Here is a 16,373-nt window from a genome sequence, read left to right as displayed (position 1 = left end):
GATCAGTAGATCACCAACAACTATTTTTTTGTTTTAGACACATTGGAACGAAGTTTTCGTTTCACTTTCCATACACTGGCTCCAAGAGCCGGTAAGGTGAAGGTCAAGGTTTGTGGATAATCTTTCCATAATCCCTCTTGAGTCTTCACTTCCTGGTTGTGCTCTTTCCAGACACCTCCCCATTTCTCTAGTTCTGTATTCCAAATTTCTTCATAGACCCCAGCAACAGGGACGCCGACTGTAAAGTCCTTGCGCTCTACTGGTGCCATATTAAAGATACAAAGCAGATGATTTCCTTTTTTATCCTTACGAGTAAAGGTCAAGACACTCTGATCTCGGTTATCTGCATCAATAATCTCAATACCATCATAGCTATCATCAATTTCCCAGAGCATCTTGTTATCTTTGTAGAATTGATTGAGCTGTGAAGTAAACTCTTGCATCTTGCGGTTCATGTCATCTTCTAGATTGGACCATTCTAGCTGTTCTTCAGACTTCCATTCTAAGAATTGGCCAAACTCTGAACCCATGAAGAGCAATTTCTTACCTGGGTGACAAATCTGATAGGTCAAGAGGTTGCGCAAGCCAGCGAACTGGTTGTAGCGATCTCCCCACATCTTATGCATGAGACTCTTCTTCCCGTGGACCACTTCATCATGAGAGAATGGCAACAAGAAGTTTTCAGAGAAAGCATACATAAAGCTAAAGGTCACCAAGTTGAAATCAAATTTCCGATAAATAGGATCTTCCTCATAGAAGCGAAGGATATCATTCATCCAGCCCATATTCCACTTGTAGTCAAATCCTAAACCGCCATACTCTTCTGGACCAGTGATCTTGGTGCCAGATGAACTTTCCTCCGCTGCCATGATGACATCCGGATGTTCTGATTTAATCACAGCATTCATCCGCTTAAGGAAATGGATCCCCTCATAGTTGAGATTTCCACCATCAATATTTGGTGTCCATGGACCACTATCGTAGTCTAAGTAAAGCATGTTGCTGACCGCATCGACCCGGATTCCATCCAAATGGTAAAACTCAATCCAGAATTTTACACTAGAGATGAGGAAGGATTGAACCTGGTTTTTCCCTAGGTCAAAGTTCATTGCTCCCCAGCCATAGTTGTGGGCACGATGGTGGTCCTGGTATTCAAAAGTAGGTGTTCCATCGTAATAAGCCAAGGCATCATCATTGATAGTAAAGTGACCCGGCACCCAGTCCACAATCACCCCGATGTTATTCAAGTGACAGGCCTCAACGAAATCCTGAAACTCTTCCGGTGTTCCGTAGGTATGCTCTAAGGCAAAGTAACCCATCAATTGGTAGCCCCAACTTAATCCAAGCGGGTGAGCCATCACCGGCATGAACTCCACATGGGTATAGTTCATTTTTACCAAGTAGGGAATCAAGTCTTCCTTCAACTGAGCAAATGAATAAGGACTTCCATCTTCATTGCGTTTCCATGAACCGGCATGAACTTCATAAATATTTACTGGACGAGATCTAAAGCCAAGTTTTCTCCGTCTAGCCATCCAGAGTCCATCTTTCCATTTCCGTTCCGGAATATCTGTAATAACCGCTCCAGTACCCGGACGTTTTTCCATGCGGACTGCTAAAGGATCCACCTTCATCAAGCGGTGGCCATTTTGTCTTGTAACATGGAACTTATAGATATCGCCAACTTGAGGTGCAGTTGTAAAAACTTCCCAAACACCAGCTTCGTTTCTTACCATAGGAATTTCATTTTCTTCCCATTGGGTGAAATCACCTACCAGGTGTACTGCCTGAGCATTTGGAGCCCATACACGGAAACTATACCCTTCCACACCATCTACTTGCTCTTTATGAGCCCCTAGATAATGTTGAAGATGAAAGTTCTCTCCGGTTCCAAATGTATACAATGCTTGTTTCGTATCCATTCACTCACCTCTCTCGCTTTTATGTAAGCGCTTCCTATTGATATTATTCTACTATAAATAGTTGAAATATTCAAGATTTTTTCTTGAATAATACGATGAAAAATTATGAAAAGAATTTGAAATTTTCATTGTTTCCCTGAAATTTCCTAAAATAGATTCATAATTGTTCAGTTTTCAAACTATCTTTCCAATATTATACTATAAAAATAATTGTAATTAAACCTATTTCCGATAATTTTTAGAAAATTTAGTTTTTTTGTTTTGATATAGTGACAACAACTCTATTTTTGTTCAGCTACTTCATTTAAAGAAACAAATACAGGTTTAAAATAAAAAAGCTACCACCTCTTCCAAGGTGATAACTTTTATCAGATTTTTAAGATCAATTAGTCTACGTTCACGTATTCTTTAGAAAGTTCAAGCACTTCTTCCATAGTTGAACATTCAGTAAGAGCACGATTGGCGTATTCTTGCATCTTAGCTGTGTCAAGTTTCTTCATCAAGCTACGTGTACGAAGGACAGATGTAGCTGACATAGAAAACTCATCCAAGCCCATTCCGACAAGAAGAGGAACAGCTGTTTGGTCACCAGCCATTTCACCACACATACCAGCCCATTTACCTTCAGCGTGAGCTGCTTTGATCACATTGTTGATCAAACGAAGGATTGATGGGTTATATGGTTGGTAAAGGTATGAAACTTGTTCGTTCATACGGTCAGCAGCCATGGTGTATTGGATCAAGTCGTTTGTACCAATTGAGAAGAAGTCAACTTCTTTGGCAAATTGATCAGCCAACATCGCTGCTGCTGGGATTTCAATCATGATCCCTACTTCGATGTCGTCAGCAACTGCAACACCTTCAGCAACCAATTTCGCTTTTTCTTCTTCCAGAATACCTTTAGCCGTACGGAACTCTGTCAACAAAGCAACCATTGGGAACATGATCCGCAATTTACCGTGAACAGATGCACGAAGCAAAGCACGCAATTGTGTACGGAACATTTGGTTACCTGTTTCAGAGATAGAGATACGCAACGCACGGTAACCCAAAAATGGGTTCATTTCTTTAGGAAGATCGAAGTAAGGAAGTTCTTTATCCCCACCGATATCCATTGTACGAACGACAACAGGTTTACCGTTCATTCCTTCAAGAACCGCTTTGTATGCTTCATATTGATCATCTTCAGTTGGGAAATCTTGAGAATCCATGTACAAGAATTCAGTACGATAGAGACCAACAGCTTCTGCACCATTTTCGTTCACACCTTCAACGTCTTTAGGTGTACCGATGTTAGCAGCCAACTCGAAGTGTTTGCCATCTGCAGTAACAGTTTTGGCATCTTTCAAAAGAGCCCATTCAGCTTTTTGTTTAGCGTAAGCTTCACCAGCTACTTTAAAGGCTGCAATTTGTTCTTCACTTGGGTTGATGACCACTTCACCAGTGATTCCAGATACAGCCAACACATCACCATCTTTTACAAGATCTGTAATGTTGTTTGTACCAAGAACCGCTGCAATTTCAAGTGTACGCGCCATGATAGCTGAGTGACTTGTACGTCCACCAATGTTTGTAACAAAGGCTTTAACAAACTGTTTGTTTAATTGAGCGGTATCGGATGGAGTCAAGTCATGCGCAACCACGATTGCTTCTTCATTGATGGTTGCAGGGTTTGGCAATTTCTTACCAAGCAAGTTTGCAAGAACACGTTTGGTCACGTCGCGAATATCTGCTGCACGTTCTTGCATGTATGGGTTATCTTCCATTCCTTCAAAGATGGTGATAAACATGTCTGTGACTTCTTTTAAACCAGCCTCAGCATTCACCTTCTTCGTGCGAATTGTTTCCTTGATCTGACCAACCATTTCAGGGTCAGAAAGGACCATCATGTGAGCATCAAATACTTGTGCCGCTTCCTCACCAAGGCTCGCTACTGCATTCTCCCGAATAAGAGAAAGCTCGTTCTGTGAAGCTTCAAGAGCTGCATCCAAACGAGCTTCTTCTGCATTTGTATCTTCAACTGAGATTGTTTCAAATGACAAGTCGGGTTGAACAAGTAGATATGCCTTAGCAACGGCAACACCATCAGATGCTGCAATTCCTTTAAGCATTTCTGTCATGTTTATGCCAATCCTTCTTTTTCCATTGTTTCAGCGATTGCTGCAAGAGCATCATCAGCGTCAGCACCTTCAGCTGAGATTACAACGTCAGCTCCTTGACCAACACCAAGGCTCATAACACCCATGATTGATTTCAAGTTAACTGATTTACCTTTGTATTCAAGAGTAATATCTGAAGCAAATTTGCTAGCAGTTTGAACCAACAAAGTTGCTGGACGTGCGTGGATACCTGTTTCTGCCACGATGTGGAAATCTTTAGAAGCCATAGTTTGACTCTCCTTTTAAAATTAGTTTTTGAGTTATCTGTGATAACCCTTACAATTTGCTATTATATCATCTTCTTCATTATTTTTCAAGATTTTTATCACACACTTACTGAAAATACTTACAGGAAGCACTCATTTTTTCTCTTCTTTTAAACTACTTTTTTACTTTCTTCTATTAAATAAATAGAATTGCTTTCATGGACACAGTATATAGAATTTTAGGAAAATGGTTCGAATTCCTTTGACTTAAAAAACCTATATTTTATCACGTTTTCCTCAATTTTCACTAATTCTTACAATACTACATATTGTGGTATCCTTCGATATAGTTAATTTATGTGCACAATATTTAGTTAAAACTCTTGACAAGGAAAAACCTTTTGTTTATACTAGAAACAGATTTATGAATTTAGAGGAGTTAGATCACATTATGGTGACAATTTATTCAAAAAATAATTGCGTTCAATGTAAAATGACCAAACGTTTTTTAGATACCAATCACGTTGAATACCGTGAAATTAATCTAGATGAGCAACCTGAGTTTGTAGACCATGTGAAGAACCTTGGTTTCAACGCTGCACCAGTTATCCAAACGGCAGATGAAGTCTTTTCTGGCTTCCAACCAGCTAAGCTCAAGAAATTATCTTAAAACTATCAAACAGGATCTGATTGGTCTAGGGAATGGAATACTGTAGTTCTCTACTACAGTGTTCCCCTGGCCCTTTTACTTGTACAGGGGAGCTTGCCTCCCCTTTATTTTTGAATTAGAAAAAGGAACATTATGGGATTAAAATCACTTGAAGACGTAACCTACTTCCGTCTTAATAATGAAATCAACCGTCCAGTTAACGGTCAAATCATGCTTCATAAAGATAAAGAAGCCTTGGATGCTTTCTTCAAAGAAAATGTTGTGCCAAATACCATGGCCTTTGATTCAATAACGGATAAAATCAACTACCTTATTGAATACAACTATATCGAAACAGCCTTCATTCAGAAGTACCGTCCTGAATTTTTGGAAGAATTGGCCCAATTTATCAAAGATCAAAACTTCCAATTCAAGTCCTTCATGGCTGCCTATAAATTCTATAACCAGTATGCTCTGAAAACAAATGATGGAGAGTACTATCTCGAAAGCATGGAAGACCGCGTCTTCTTCAATGCTCTCTATTTTGCGGATGGAAATGAAGAAATTGCTAAAGACATCGCAAATGAAATCATCCACCAACGCTACCAACCAGCTACTCCTTCTTTCTTAAATGCCGGACGTGCCCGCCGTGGGGAATTGGTTTCTTGTTTCTTGATTCAGGTAACCGATGATATGAATGCGATCGGTCGTTCCATCAACTCTGCCCTTCAACTGTCTCGTATCGGTGGTGGGGTTGGAATCTCCCTCAGCAACCTTCGTGAAGCTGGAGCACCAATCAAGGGCTATGAAGGAGCCGCTTCTGGGGTAGTACCAGTCATGAAACTCTTCGAAGATAGCTTCTCTTACTCTAACCAATTGGGACAACGCCAAGGTGCTGGGGTGGTTTACCTTAACGTCTTCCACCCAGATATTATCGCCTTCCTTTCTACTAAGAAAGAAAATGCCGATGAAAAAGTTCGGGTTAAGACCCTTTCACTTGGTGTCGTCGTGCCAGACAAGTTCTACGAGTTGGCTCGTAAGAATGAAGAAATGTATCTCTTCAGCCCATACTCTGTAGAGCGTGAATACGGAGTGCCATTCAACTACATCGACATCACTGAAAAATACGATGAGTTGGTCGCTAATCCAAATATCCGCAAGACAAAAATTAAGGCCCGTGATTTGGAAACTGAAATTTCTAAATTGCAACAAGAATCTGGTTACCCATATGTTGTCAACATTGATATTGCTAACCGTGCAAACCCAGTTGATGGCAAGATCATCATGAGTAACTTGTGTTCAGAGATCCTCCAGGTTCAAGAGCCAAGCTTGATCAACGATGCTCAAGAATTCATTAAAATGGGGACTGACGTCTCATGTAACCTTGGTTCAACCAATGTGGTTAACATGATGACCTCACCTGACTTTGGTCGTTCCATCCGAGCTATGGTTCGTGCCTTGACCTTCGTCACAGATAGCTCTCACATTGTAGCTGTTCCAACAATTGACCACGGAAATAGCCAAGCGCATACCTTTGGTCTTGGAGCCATGGGACTTCACAGCTACCTTGCCCAACAATTGATCGAATACGGATCACCTGAGTCTGTTGAGTTTACGAGCATCTACTTCATGCTCATGAACTACTGGACCCTCGTAGAATCCAACAATATCGCGCGTGAACGTGGTGTTACCTTCCACAACTTTGAAAAATCAGACTATGCCAACGGTAGCTACTTTGATAAGTACACAACCGGAGAATTTGTACCAAAATCTGATCGCGTCAAAGAACTCTTTAAAGATATCTTCATTCCTAGTGCAGAAGACTGGGCTGAACTCCGTGATAAAGTAAAGGCAGATGGTCTTTACCACCAAAACCGCTTGGCTGTCGCACCAAATGGTTCTATCAGCTACATCAATGACGTATCTGCTTCTATCCACCCAATCACACAACGGATTGAAGAACGCCAAGAGAAGAAAATCGGGAAGATCTACTATCCTGCAGCAGGATTGTCGACGGAAACCATTCCTTACTACACTTCTGCCTACGACATGGATATGCGTAAAGTCATCGATGTCTATGCTGCGGCTACTGAGCATGTAGACCAAGGACTCTCACTGACTCTCTTCATGCGCAGTGACATTCCAAAAGGGCTTTACGAATGGAAAACTGAAAACAAACAAACCACTCGTGACTTGTCTATCCTTCGCAACTACGCCTTTAACAAGGGAATCAAGTCTATCTACTACGTCCGTACCTTTACTGATGATGGTGGAGAAGTTGGCGCGAACCAATGTGAAAGCTGTGTCATCTAAGACACTCTGATCCATTGCTACCAAAAAGTCGGTTCGCCGACTTTTTGTGCAGTATTCTAACAATTGTGTTAGAATAATAATGATTGTATGATCGAATGAATTAGAAAAAGAAAGAGATTTCAAATGGAAACTTACTACAAAGCCATTAACTGGAATGCCATCGAGGATGTCATCGATAAATCGACTTGGGAAAAGCTAACCGAACAATTCTGGTTGGATACACGTATCCCTTTGTCAAACGACTTGGATGACTGGAGAAAGTTGTCGAATAAAGAAAAAGACCTAGTTGGTAAAGTCTTTGGTGGATTGACACTCTTGGATACCATGCAATCCGAAACGGGTGTGCAAGCCCTTCGTGCGGATATTCGTACTCCTCATGAAGAAGCTGTCTTTAACAACATCCAATTCATGGAATCTGTTCATGCTAAGTCTTACTCTTCTATCTTTTCTACCTTGAATACCAAGTCAGAAATCGAAGAGATTTTTGAATGGACCAATACCAATCCCTTCCTTCAAAAGAAGGCAGAAATCATCAACGAGATCTACCTCAATGGGACTCCCCTTGAAAAGAAAGTAGCCAGCGTCTTCCTTGAAACCTTCCTCTTCTACTCTGGTTTCTTCACACCGCTCTACTATCTTGGAAACAACAAGTTGGCCAACGTGGCAGAAATCATCAAGTTGATCATTCGTGACGAATCTGTTCACGGAACCTATATCGGCTACAAGTTCCAACTTGGATTTAACGAATTACCAGAAGACGAGCAAGAAAAACTCAGAGAATGGATGTATGACCTGCTCTACACCCTCTATGAAAACGAAGAAGGCTATACAGAGAGCCTCTATGACGGTGTGGGTTGGACAGAGGAAGTCAAGACCTTCCTTCGCTACAATGCTAACAAAGCCCTCATGAATTTGGGACAAGATCCCCTTTTCCCTGACTCAGCGGATGATGTCAACCCAATCGTCATGAACGGGATCTCAACCGGTACATCCAACCACGACTTCTTCTCTCAAGTCGGAAATGGTTATCTTCTCGGTGAAGTAGAAGCCATGCAGGATGACGATTACAACTATGGCCTATAAGACAAAAACCTTTCCAGATGGAAAGGTTTTTTTGTTTTTTTATGCTAAAAATTAGCCTTGCTGCAGAAGAAACTATCTCAAATAAACAAATCAGTCCTTTCCAGATTTGGAAAGGGCTGATTTGGTAGGTATGTTAGTCCCCATTCTTCTTTATTGAAGCAAGAAGATAAGGAGAGAAGCGATCAGGTTATTTGCTATATGCAGGGCAATGGCATAACGAATATCTTCCTTAGTCAGATACGCTAAAGCGAAAATTGAACCCATTATAAAGTAAATTAGAAATTGCCCTAGACTAGACGGAAGATGGAGAAAAGAAAATAAACTAGAAGAAAGAGCAATATAGAGCAAGGTCTGTCCTAGGGTTTCTTGCTTTGAAAATAGATACTTGGCCATTAAGCCTCTAGTTATGAATTCTTCAATAATGGGAGCAATAAAAATAATATAGAAAAAAACGAAGGCAGGAAATAACTCCAAGAAAAACTCAATACTTCTTTGATTATTAGACGATTCACCCGAGACCAAGGCTTGAAGAGCAATAAAGGCAACTAATAATCCAATGGGTAACCATATCGTGGACGTCAGTTTGGTCTTTTTAACCTCAAGTTTCCAACCCTTTTGGTACCATTTCCACAAACCAAAAATATAGAGAGCAGATACCAAAGCGAATATCAAGAGAATGAGAGGCTCGGAACCTCCCTCAACGAGAACATTCAAGCAACTAGCAAGAATCCTCGAAAATAAAATAAAATGAGAGAAGACCACCAAGGCATACAAACCAACATTTTTCCAGATACTGTTCCCCTTCATACAACACTCCTTTTTCCTTTCGATTCCTATTCCAAGTCTATTTTTTAATTCAATTATCTACCTTTGATTATTTATTATGCTGTCAAACTTAGGATTTTTATGAGGGCCTCGGACTGCGCCTTCAAATCGACAATGGAGCAATATCTAAGACACTTTCTTTTTCCTATATATTTATTGTAATGTATTTATCAAAAATTACAAGTACTTCTTAAAAAGTTTTTACAAAGATTTAACAGTTTACCATACAAAAAGACCTACCCGAAGGTAGATCTCTTGTTGCTTACAATTTAATTGCTACGGCATCCAACAATTCTTGGATTTTCGCTTGGTTGCTTCCTCCTGCCATGGCCATGTCTGGTTTACCACCACCACGTCCATCGACGATTGGAGCCAATTCTTTAACCAAGTTACCTGCGTGGATATCTTTGTTCTTGCTGGCTACGAGAAGGTTGACCTTGTTACCAATTGCTGCGACAAGAACCAGGACATCAGAGTAGTCTTTTTGTTTCCAGTTATCTGCAAAGGTACGAAGGGCACCTGCATCTGAAACTGAAACTTGGCTGGCAATATAACGGTGTCCATTTGCTTCTTGAACATCCTTGAAGACATCGCCTGCTACCGCTGCTGCTGCTTTTTCCTTCAATTCAGCATTTTCTTTTTGCAATTGACGAAGTTGCTCTTGAAGTCCTTCAACCTTGTGAGGTACTTCCTTGAGTTGAGGGGCTTTCAAGGTTGCTGCGACTGCTTTTAGAGCATCTTCTTGTTCACGGTAAGCTTCGAAGGCTTCTTTACCAGTCACTGCCAAGATACGGCGAGTTCCTGATCCAATCCCTTCTTCTTTGACAATCTTGAAGAGACCGATTTCAGAAGTATTGCTTACATGGGTACCGCCACAGAGTTCCACTGAGTAGTCACCGATGGTGACAACACGGACTTCTTTACCGTATTTCTCACCAAAGAGGGCCATAGCTCCCATTTCTTTAGCTGTATCAATGTCAGTCTCAACTGTTTCCACTGCGATGGCTTCCCAAATCTTCTCATTGACTTGTTGCTCAATAGCCCGCAATTCTTCAGGAGTTACTGCCTGGAAGTGGGTGAAGTCAAAGCGAAGGAATTCTACTTCGTTAAGAGATCCTGCTTGAGTAGCATGGTGGCCAAGGATATTGTGAAGAGCTGCATGGAGCAAGTGAGTCGCTGTGTGGTTCTTCATGACACGGTGACGACGGTTCGTATCTATCGCCAAGGTATATTCTTGGTTCAAAGCAAGTGGAGCAAGAACTTCAACAGTATGAAGAGCTTGTCCGTTTGGTGCTTTTTGAACGTCTGTTACAGTTGCTACGACATTTCCTTTAGCATCCAAAATTTGACCATGGTCAGCTACTTGTCCACCCATTTCAGCGTAGAATGGAGTTTCTGCAAAGATAAGAGATGCAGTTCCTTCTGAAACAGCTTCTACTTCTGCGTTATCTGCTACGATAGCCACCAATTTTGAAGGCAATTGACTTGCATTGTAGTTGAAGACACTCTCAACAGTAATGTTTTGAAGGGTTTCGTTTTGCATCCCCATGGAGCCGCCTTTAACAGCTGAAGCACGCGCACGTTCTTGCTGCTCTTTCATGGCTGCTTCAAAACCTTCACGGTCGACTGTCATACCAGCTTCTTCAGCGATTTCTTCTGTCAACTCCATTGGGAATCCATAAGTATCGTAGAGTTTGAAGACATCTTGACCTGCGATAACTGTTTGGCCTTTTTCTTTCAAGTCTGCGACAATACCTTGGGCAAAGTTCTGACCTGAGTGAAGAGTACGGGCAAATGACTCTTCTTCGCTCTTGACGATTTTTTCAATAAAGTCACGTTTTTCAAGCACTTCTGGGTAGTAGCTTTCCATGATTTTGCCAACAGTTGGAACCAGTTTGTAAAGGAAAGGCTCATTGATACCTAATTTTTGACCATGCATAGAAGCACGACGGAGAAGACGACGAAGGACATAACCACGACCTTCATTTCCAGGAAGGGCACCATCACCGATAGCAAATGAAAGCGAACGGATATGGTCTGCAATAACCTTGAAGCTCATATTATCGCCATCTTGGTCATAAACCTTACCAGATAATTTCTCAACTTCACGGATGATTGGCATGAAGAGGTCTGTTTCAAAGTTGGTCTTAGCCCCTTGGATCACCGCCACCAAACGCTCCAAACCAGCGCCCGTATCAATGTTCTTGTGCGGCAATTCCTTGTATTCACTACGAGGAACCGCTGGGTCCGCATTAAATTGTGACAAAACGATATTCCAGATTTCGATGTAGCGATCGTTTTCGATATCTTCCGCAAGAAGGCGAATTCCAATATTTTCTGGGTCAAAGGCTTCTCCACGGTCAAAGAAGATTTCTGTATCAGGTCCAGAAGGTCCCGCACCGATTTCCCAGAAGTTATCCTCAATAGGAATCAAGTGACTTGGATCCACGCCCACTTCAATCCAGCGATTGTATGAATCTATGTCATCTGGATAGTAAGTCATGTAAAGTTTGTCTTTAGGGAAGTCAAACCATTCAGGACTTGTCAAAAGTTCATAAGCCCAGGTAATGGCTTCATCACGGAAGTAATCCCCAATTGAGAAGTTCCCCAACATTTCAAACATAGTATGGTGACGCGCCGTCTTCCCTACGTTTTCGATATCGTTGGTACGGATGGCTTTTTGCGCATTGGTAATCCGTGGATTTTCAGGAATGATAGTCCCATCAAAGTATTTCTTAAGGGTTGCAACCCCTGAGTTAATCCACAATAGGGTTGGATCGTTTACTGGAACCAAGCTAACGGATGGTTCTACTGAGTGACCTTTGGTCGCCCAGAAATCAAGCCACATTTGGCGGACTTGTGCACTAGATAATTGTTTCATGATGTCTCCTTTTTACTAACTTGATTGACTTTCTAGCATTTCTACATAGTCAATTGCGACGCAGAGAGAAATAACTAGGTCTGCATAAGAGTCTTCATAGACGGTTACGGTATAAGTTGAGGTTAAATGGAAAAGTTCTTTCGTTATCTCGGCAATCACTTGATCGCGGTTATCTAGCAATTTAAAATTCAAATCCCAGACGTTTCCTTCGATGCGAAGACCAAGATTATCAAATTCATACTTATCCTTCCAAAAAGTCAACTTCTTACGGATATAAAAACTATCTCCGTTACTCAGTTGAATTTTAAAACGTGGTAGGAAAGTTAAGACTTCTTTACTAATCTCACTGACCTGTTCACCAGCAACATCATAGATAGTAAAGGTCTTAGGAATCTTAAAAAATGAACCTTCTACATGGTATTCTACCATTCCCAGATCATTTTTGATGTCAAAGCGTTCCCCTCCAAGTCGAAACTTTTGTTTGACCAGATACGATTTCATCAGTTTCCTCCTGCAAATCTATAGGAAGGCCTTTCTCTTATTAGAAAGGATCTCCGGTAGAAGATGCTGAAAAAAAGACAAGCTCACTAACGAAGGGCGAAAAACCGCGGTACCACCTTCATTCAATGAACTTGTCATTCTTCATTCGATTATGTAATTGTTCTATTGAGTAGCAAAATCATTCCTCTTCCATGGCTCGCACCCCCGCCACTTCTCTGCATCCGATTCTAAATGATTTATTCTCAACTATCTCATTATACAGATAAATACAATGGTCGTCAACTAATATCCTTATTTAGAAGATGAGCTGCCTTCTGTTGTTGCACCAATATTTTGCATATATTGGTTGAAGGTTGCCTTGAAGGCATCATCTTTCACCTTGATATTGGCATTTGTCATTGCTTTAGCAATGATGCTACGGATAAAGTTGGCATCATTTTTACGATCTGCCGTTAGAATTTCTTTCAAGCGTTTTTCGTATTTCTTCCAATCTGATCCTTTTTCTTCCTTCTTGGTTACTTTCACAATATAGTAACTACCAGCGTTGTTTTGACTAGCAGGAACAATGACAACATCAGAAATACCATTTACATCAAGCTTAGATGCTGCTTCCTTAACACGGGTTGGAACAGTTGTTGTTCCAGAGTCAAATTTAATTTCTCCACCCTTATCTTTGGTGCTAGCATCTGTAGAGTTTTCTTTGGCAATTTGTGCAAAGTCAGCGCCTTCAGCTTTTACACTTGCAAGAACTTCATTCGCTTTTTCTTCTGAATCCAATTTTATCACATTTGCAGTGATTTCTGGTGTATAGCTTTCAAATGCTTTTTTGTAAGCTTCGTCTGTCAACTCTTTTGAAATAGCTTGGTCAACCGCATACTCTAACAAAAGATTGCTACGGATTTGTTGTTTGTTGGTTTCTTCTGTTAAACCTTGTTGAGTGAGATAGCTCTTAAAGGCTTCACCCAATTGTTTTTTCTGCTCATCAACTTTTTTCTCAACATCTTTGTCTGAGACTTTTGAGCCGTATTCTTTTTCAAAGACTTTATTAATGGTCATTTGGAAAAGGTATTGTTGGGCACCTTGGTTGTTTTTGATTTCATCATAGAAGTCACCAACAGTGATGGTATCCCCCTTCATTGTGACGATATCTTTGTCACTGCCACCTTTTGCACAAGCTGCTAGCGCTACAACTGATAAAAGGGTCACCGCTCCAGCTACAAATTTTTTCTTCATGTTTTTTTCTCCATTCTAAAATTCACTGCTACTATTTTACCACAAATTCAACAGGATAACTTAAATAAGTCTAAAAGCTACTCTTCTGTCGGCAAAGAAATCTCTTCCTGATTTTTACGAATCATAAGAATGCCATCTCCGAGGGGAATCAAACTGGCCGTCAAGCTAGGATGGTCCAAAGTGGCATCAAAGAGACGTTGCAAACCTCGATAGATGGTGCGTTGTCCACGACGAACTTCCATAATATCACGCGCCACATCTCCTCCTTGGAAGATATCGTCCAAAATGACTACTCCCCCAACTTCCAACCGTTTGAGAACTTCTGGGAGAAAGACGATGTACTTAGACTTAGCCGAATCCATAAAAATCAAGTCAAAGCGTTGCTCAATATGCTCTAGCAGGTCCACCGCATCCCCTTCTAAAAGGGTGATTTGCTTGCGCTGGTCAAAACGAGCAAAGTTTTCCTTGGCAAAACCAATCATTTCCTCGTTGCGATCAATGGTCATAATTTTTGCATCAGGTACCTGCTCCGCCATCAAGAGGGCTGAAAAACCAATCGCCGTCCCGATTTCTAAGATCGACTTGGGTTTCATGGTCTGCAAAAAGAGACGGAAGAAAGCAACCGTTTCATGAGGGATGATGGGAATATTCTCCCGACGAGCAAATTCTTCTAGCTCCTTTAAGGCATCCGTAACAGGTGCTTGGCGCTTCCGCATGAAGGAGACAACTTCCTCCTTCACAACCGGTCTGCGCATATTGTGGTTGGCATTCTTACTGTAAGACTCAACCATCTTAGGCCAATCCTAATTTTTCAACGAGAGCCTCAAATTCATTGAGACGACGTTCAAAGACTTCAAAGGCTGCATGGAGGTAGTCTTCTTTTTCCATATCAACACCCGCCTTGCGGATCACATTGAGTGGATAATCCGAATTTCCAGCTTTCAAATACTCTAGGTATTTGTCCTTATCTTCCTGTGTTCCATGAACGATCTTCTCAGCCAAGGCAGAGGCTGCTGCAAAACCAGTCGAATATTGGAAAACATAGTAGTTATAGTAGAAATGAGGAATGCGAGCCCATTCGTATTGGATTTCTGGATTGTCTTCTTTTGAAAGACCATAATATTTCTCATTCAAGTCCGCATACAGCTCATTCAAGAATTCGCTGGTCAAGACTTGTCCTTCTTGGTCGGCCTTGTGAATCGCATGTTCAAACTCAGCAAACTGGGTTTGACGGAAGACTGTTCCACGGAAGCCATCCAAGAAGTGGTTGAGAATAGCAAAACGGGTCTCATCATCTTCTACTTCTGACAACAGTTGCTCAGTCAAGATATTTTCATTGGTTGTAGATGCAATCTCAGCAAGGAAGATAGAATAATCCCCATAGACATAAGGCTGGGTTTCACGGGTATAGCTGGAGTGCATACTGTGACCCGTCTCATGCACCAAGGTGAAAAGATTATCCAATGTATCTTGCCAGTTCAACAACATAAAGGCATTGGTGTCATACGATCCACCTGAATAGGCACCTGAGCGTTTTCCTTGGTTGACATGGACATCGATCCAACGCTCAGTGAAGGCGCGCTTCACGCGGGATAGGTAGTCATCACCAAGCACCGCCAAAGCTTGTTCAGACTTGGCAAGGGCTTCTTCATAGGTGAACTTGTAATCGGTAGAAGATAATGGTGTGTAGACATCATACATCTTCAAATCTTCAATTCCCAAGATTTTTGAGCGGAGTTTCACGTAGCGTTGCAACAAAGGCAAGTGCTTATTCACTGCTTCTACCAGACTATCGTAGACGCTCTCTGGGATAAAGTTAGCAGAAAGAGCTGCCTCACGCGCGCTTGAGAATTTGCGAACCTTGGCATTGTAATTGTGAACCTTGACGTTGGTCTGAAGGGTCTTAGCATAGGTATGTTGGTACTGTTCGTAGACACCATACAAGGCCTGGTAAGCTTCCTTACGGACTTGGCGATCCTTAGATTCTACCAAAGAAATATAGTTTCCATGGGTCAACTGCACTTCTTGGCCTTGATCATCTTTCACCATTGGAAAGACGATATCGGCATTGTCCAAAATCTCAAAGGTTTCACCTGCCGCAGCAAAGATTTCACCTGCTCCTGCTAGCAACTCTTCTTCTTTTTGAGAGAGGACATGCTCTTTGGTTTTTAGCAGTTTATCAAAGTAATGAGCATAAGCTTCTAAGGCAGGAGCTTCTTTCAAGAAGTTAGCATATTGCTCTTCGGTGATCTCCATAAATTCTGGTTCGTAGAAGGCAAAGGTCTCCCCTAAAAGGCTGTAAAGGGACATCGCTTTTGATTGGAATTCTTGGTATTTGGCTACGCGTGTGTCCTGGTCATTCTTCATATGGGCGTAGACATAGACCTTCTCCAAACGACGGCTCAAGTCTAAATAAACTTCTGTGGTTTCTAATAGGTTGGCTGGAGAAGACAATAGAGAACCTGCAAAATGGGCAGCATCTTTAATGGCTGCAGCTAAAGCAGTTGCTTCTTCCTCCCAAGCTTGGTCTGTCGCAAAAATGGTCGACAAATCCCACTGGTATTTTTCATCAATTTCATTTCGTTGTTTTACCATTACAAA

12 protein-coding genes are annotated in these 16,373 nt (G+C 41.4%); 3 read left to right on the top strand and 9 right to left on the bottom strand.

What is annotated here, in order from left to right; translation table 11 throughout:
- Positions 1-20: 20 nt before the first annotated feature.
- From glgB to L0M85_RS00890, 3 genes are all read right to left on the bottom strand, one after another.
- The gene (gene glgB / locus L0M85_RS00900; protein WP_048789643.1) at positions 21-1,922 is read right to left on the bottom strand and encodes a 1,4-alpha-glucan branching protein GlgB; all 1,902 of its coding nucleotides are present in this window, start codon (positions 1,920-1,922) and stop codon (positions 21-23) included.
- Positions 1,923-2,308: 386 nt separating this feature from the next.
- Positions 2,309-4,042, bottom strand: coding sequence for a phosphoenolpyruvate--protein phosphotransferase (gene ptsP, locus L0M85_RS00895; protein WP_238656151.1), 1,734 nt, complete (start codon positions 4,040-4,042; stop codon positions 2,309-2,311).
- Between the two features lie 2 nt (positions 4,043-4,044).
- Positions 4,045-4,308: a phosphocarrier protein HPr gene (locus L0M85_RS00890; protein ID WP_006596636.1), complete on the bottom strand. Its 264-nt coding sequence runs from the start codon at positions 4,306-4,308 to the stop codon at positions 4,045-4,047.
- 430 nt (positions 4,309-4,738) lie between these two features.
- On the opposite strand from L0M85_RS00890, the gene nrdH reads away from it, so the two are divergent.
- From nrdH to nrdF, 3 genes are all read left to right on the top strand, one after another.
- The gene (gene nrdH, locus L0M85_RS00885; RefSeq protein WP_006596951.1) at positions 4,739-4,957 is read left to right on the top strand and encodes a glutaredoxin-like protein NrdH; all 219 of its coding nucleotides are present in this window, start codon (positions 4,739-4,741) and stop codon (positions 4,955-4,957) included.
- A gap of 132 nt (positions 4,958-5,089) precedes the next feature.
- Positions 5,090-7,249 carry a class 1b ribonucleoside-diphosphate reductase subunit alpha gene (nrdE, locus tag L0M85_RS00880; protein WP_048689264.1) on the top strand — a complete coding sequence of 720 codons (2,160 nt, stop codon included), beginning with the start codon at positions 5,090-5,092 and terminating at the stop codon, positions 7,247-7,249.
- A 123-nt stretch (positions 7,250-7,372) separates the two neighbouring features.
- Entirely contained in the window at positions 7,373-8,332 is a 960-nt protein-coding gene (nrdF, locus tag L0M85_RS00875; protein WP_048689261.1) for a class 1b ribonucleoside-diphosphate reductase subunit beta, read from the top strand.
- Positions 8,333-8,482: 150 nt separating this feature from the next.
- On the opposite strand, the gene L0M85_RS00870 is transcribed toward nrdF, so the two are convergent.
- The 6 genes from L0M85_RS00870 to pepF all read right to left on the bottom strand — a co-directional run bounded on the left by L0M85_RS00870 (position 8,483) and on the right by pepF (position 16,367).
- The gene (locus L0M85_RS00870) at positions 8,483-9,139 is read right to left on the bottom strand and encodes a type II CAAX endopeptidase family protein (RefSeq protein WP_048689257.1); all 657 of its coding nucleotides are present in this window, start codon (positions 9,137-9,139) and stop codon (positions 8,483-8,485) included.
- Positions 9,140-9,419: 280 nt separating this feature from the next.
- The gene (gene alaS, locus L0M85_RS00865; RefSeq protein ID WP_061563770.1) at positions 9,420-12,038 is read right to left on the bottom strand and encodes an alanine--tRNA ligase; all 2,619 of its coding nucleotides are present in this window, start codon (positions 12,036-12,038) and stop codon (positions 9,420-9,422) included.
- Positions 12,039-12,053: 15 nt separating this feature from the next.
- Positions 12,054-12,539 carry an LURP-one-related family protein gene (locus L0M85_RS00860; protein WP_048689253.1) on the bottom strand — a complete coding sequence of 162 codons (486 nt, stop codon included), beginning with the start codon at positions 12,537-12,539 and terminating at the stop codon, positions 12,054-12,056.
- A 291-nt stretch (positions 12,540-12,830) separates the two neighbouring features.
- Entirely contained in the window at positions 12,831-13,772 is a 942-nt protein-coding gene (gene prsA, locus L0M85_RS00855) for a peptidylprolyl isomerase PrsA (protein ID WP_238656149.1), read from the bottom strand.
- 77 nt (positions 13,773-13,849) lie between these two features.
- Positions 13,850-14,563 (bottom strand): O-methyltransferase, encoded by a 714-nt coding sequence (locus L0M85_RS00850; RefSeq protein WP_238656146.1) that lies wholly within the window; start codon positions 14,561-14,563, stop codon positions 13,850-13,852.
- Between the two features lies 1 nt (position 14,564).
- Positions 14,565-16,367, bottom strand: a complete 1,803-nt coding sequence (gene pepF / locus L0M85_RS00845; protein WP_238656145.1) for an oligoendopeptidase F — start codon at positions 16,365-16,367, stop codon at positions 14,565-14,567.
- Positions 16,368-16,373 lie beyond the last annotated feature (6 nt).

The sequence above is a fragment of the Streptococcus sp. DFI.7.26 genome, from assembly GCF_022240605.1.
Lineage (GTDB): Bacteria > Bacillota > Bacilli > Lactobacillales > Streptococcaceae > Streptococcus > Streptococcus xiaochunlingii.
Note: the sequence above shows the minus strand (reverse complement) of the source record. Positions and strands in the feature narration are given on the sequence as shown.

Coding starts and splice junctions, on each gene's coding strand:
- glgB (WP_048789643.1), bottom strand. CDS start 1,922: ATGGATACGAAACAAGCATTGTATACATTTGGAACCGGAGAGAACTTT.
- ptsP (WP_238656151.1), bottom strand. CDS start 4,042: ATGACAGAAATGCTTAAAGGAATTGCAGCATCTGATGGTGTTGCCGTT.
- L0M85_RS00890 (WP_006596636.1), bottom strand. CDS start 4,308: ATGGCTTCTAAAGATTTCCACATCGTGGCAGAAACAGGTATCCACGCA.
- nrdH (WP_006596951.1), top strand. CDS start 4,739: ATGGTGACAATTTATTCAAAAAATAATTGCGTTCAATGTAAAATGACC.
- nrdE (WP_048689264.1), top strand. CDS start 5,090: ATGGGATTAAAATCACTTGAAGACGTAACCTACTTCCGTCTTAATAAT.
- nrdF (WP_048689261.1), top strand. CDS start 7,373: ATGGAAACTTACTACAAAGCCATTAACTGGAATGCCATCGAGGATGTC.
- L0M85_RS00870 (WP_048689257.1), bottom strand. CDS start 9,139: ATGAAGGGGAACAGTATCTGGAAAAATGTTGGTTTGTATGCCTTGGTG.
- alaS (WP_061563770.1), bottom strand. CDS start 12,038: ATGAAACAATTATCTAGTGCACAAGTCCGCCAAATGTGGCTTGATTTC.
- L0M85_RS00860 (WP_048689253.1), bottom strand. CDS start 12,539: ATGAAATCGTATCTGGTCAAACAAAAGTTTCGACTTGGAGGGGAACGC.
- prsA (WP_238656149.1), bottom strand. CDS start 13,772: ATGAAGAAAAAATTTGTAGCTGGAGCGGTGACCCTTTTATCAGTTGTA.
- L0M85_RS00850 (WP_238656146.1), bottom strand. CDS start 14,563: ATGGTTGAGTCTTACAGTAAGAATGCCAACCACAATATGCGCAGACCG.
- pepF (WP_238656145.1), bottom strand. CDS start 16,367: ATGGTAAAACAACGAAATGAAATTGATGAAAAATACCAGTGGGATTTG.